Annotated in this window: 1 protein-coding gene; it reads left to right on the plus strand. The window is 57.2% G+C overall.

Annotation, left to right across the window (positions count from 1 at the left end; translation table 11 throughout):
- Positions 1-2,908 (plus strand): immunoglobulin-like domain-containing protein (locus FEM54_RS29410; protein ID WP_338109373.1); only part of this gene is annotated, 2,908 nt, incomplete at both ends.

Below are 2,908 nucleotides of genomic sequence, written 5' to 3' on the forward strand. Positions count from 1 at the left end.
GGTGAAGGCGGCAATATCGTCTACACCGCCAGCCTTGTGGATAAAAACGGCGCGGCAGTGACCAACATCACCAACCCGCTGACCGTGACTTTGGACAATGGCCAGACCATTACCATCGGTGTGAATCAGTCGAATGGCAGCGTCACCGTTGTAGCACCAAACGACGTATACAAAGGCGACCAGACCGTTACCACCGCCATCACCAACGTGACCGGCGGCGCGCACTTCGAGAATCTGGTGCCAGGCACAACGCCTGTTAACACCACAGTGACTGACACACCTGGCACTGCGGACACCACAACCGTCACGCTGACCGCTCCGAGTGCCGTCAACGAAGGTGGCCAGATCACTTACACCGCGACCTTGAGCAACAAGGCCGGTACTGACGTAACCCTGAAGTTGGATAACGGCTCGACTATCACCATCAAAGCGGGCGACACCGTTGGCTCCGTAACCGTCCCTGCGCCTAGCGATGACGTGTTCATCGACAAGAGCACTCAAACCGTCAAGATCACCGACACCGCTGGCGGTAACTTCGAAAAACTGGAAGTGGCTGGTGATGGCGCAACCACCACCATCAACGACACCATCGACAAAGTGGATGTGGTTCTGACCGCCACCACCACCGTCGGTGAAGGCGGCAATATCGTCTACACCGCCAGCCTTGTGGATAAAAACGGCGCGGCAGTGACCAACATCACCAACCCGCTGACCGTGACTTTGGACAATGGCCAGACCATTACCATCGGTGTGAATCAGTCCAGCGGTACCGTCACCACTGTTGCGCCTAACGACGTATACAAAGGCGACCAGACCGTTACCACCGCAATTAAGGGTGTAACTGGCGGCGAGCACTTCGAAAACCTGGTGCCGGGCACAACGCCGGTGAACACCACCGTCACGGACACACCTGGCACTGCGGACACCACGACCGTCACGTTGACCGCGCCAAGTGCCGTCAACGAAGGTGGTCAGATCACCTACACCGCGACGCTCTCCAATAAAGCGGGTACTGACGTCACGCTGAAGTTGGATAACGGCTCGACCATCACCATCAAGGCTGGCGACACCGTCGGCACCGTGACCGTCCCTGCGCCTAGCGATGACGTGTTCATCGACAAGAGCACTCAGACGGTCAAGATCACCGACACTGCTGGTGGCAACTTCGAAAAACTGGAAGTCGCAGGCGACGGCGCAACCACCACCATTAACGACACCATCGACAAAGTGGATGTGGTGCTGACCGCCACCACCACCGTTGGCGAAGGCGGCAACATCGTTTACACCGCGTCGCTGGTCGACAAGTCGGGTAATGCGGTGACCAACATCACCAACCCACTGACTGTGACTTTGGATAACGGCCAAACCATTACCATCGGTGTGAATCAATCGAACGGCAGCGTGACCGTTGTAGCTCCAGATGACGTGTACAAGGGCGACCAGACCGTCACTACCGCTATTAAAGGCGTCACCGGTGGCGAGCACTTCGAAAACCTGGTCCCAGGTACAACGCCGGTCAACACTACCGTCACCGACACTCCGGGTACTGATAACACCACTACCGTCACGTTGACCGCGCCAAGCGCAGTCAATGAGGGTGGCCAGATTACGTATACCGCTACGCTTTCCAATAAAGCGGGTACTGATGTAACGCTGAAGTTGGATAACGGTTCGACTATCACCATCAAGGCTGGCGACACCGTTGGCTCCGTGACTGTTGCGGCGCCTGGCGATGACGTGTTCATCGATAAGAGCACTCAGACAGTCAAGATCACTGACACCGCTGGCGGTAACTTCGAAAAACTGGAAGTTGCAGGTAACGGCGCAACCACCACGATCAACGACACCATCGACAAAGTGGATGTAGTTCTGACTGCCACCACCACCGTTGGTGAAGGCGGCAATATCGTCTACACCGCCAGCCTTGTGGATAAAAACGGCGCGGCAGTGACCAACATCACCAACCCGCTGACCGTGACTTTGGACAATGGCCAGACCATTACCATCGGTGTGAATCAGTCGAATGGCAGCGTCACCGTTGTAGCACCAAACGACGTGTACAAAGGCGACCAGACCGTTACCACCGCCATCACCAACGTGACCGGCGGCGCGCACTTCGAGAATCTGGTGCCAGGCACTACGCCTGTTAACACCACAGTGACTGACACACCTGGCACTGCGGACACCACGACCGTCACGCTGACCGCTCCAAGTGCCGTCAACGAAGGTGGCCAGATCACTTACACCGCCACCTTGAGCAACAAGGCTGGCACTGACGTAACCCTGAAACTGGATAACGGCTCGACCATCACCATCAAGGCTGGCGACACCGTCGGCACCGTGACCGTCCCTGCGCCTAGCGATGACGTGTTCATCGACAAGAGCACCCAGACGGTCAAGATCACCGACACTGCTGGCGGCAACTTCGAAAAACTGGAAGTTGCAGGTAACGGTGCGACCACCACGATCAACGACACCATCGACAAAGTCGATGTGGTCCTGACCGCCACTACCACCGTTGGTGAAGGCGGCAACATCGTTTACACCGCGTCGCTGGTCGACAAGTCGGGCAATCCGGTGACCAACATCACCAGCCCGCTGACCGTCACCCTGGACAACGGCAAAACCATCACCATCGGTGTGAATCAGTCCAGCAGCACTGTCACCACCGTTGCGCCTAACGACGTATACAAAGGCGACCAGACCGTTACCACCGCAATTAAGGGTGTAACTGGCGGCGAGCACTTCGAAAACCTGGTGCCGGGCACAACGCCGGTGAATACCACCGTCACGGACACACCTGGCACTGCGGACACCACGACCGTCACGTTGACCGCGCCAAGTGCCGTCAACGAAGGTGGTCAGATCACCTACACCGCGACGCTCTCCAATAAAGCGGGTACTGACG

It is taken from the genome of Pseudomonas edaphica (genome assembly GCF_005863185.1).
GTDB lineage: Bacteria > Pseudomonadota > Gammaproteobacteria > Pseudomonadales > Pseudomonadaceae > Aquipseudomonas > Aquipseudomonas edaphica.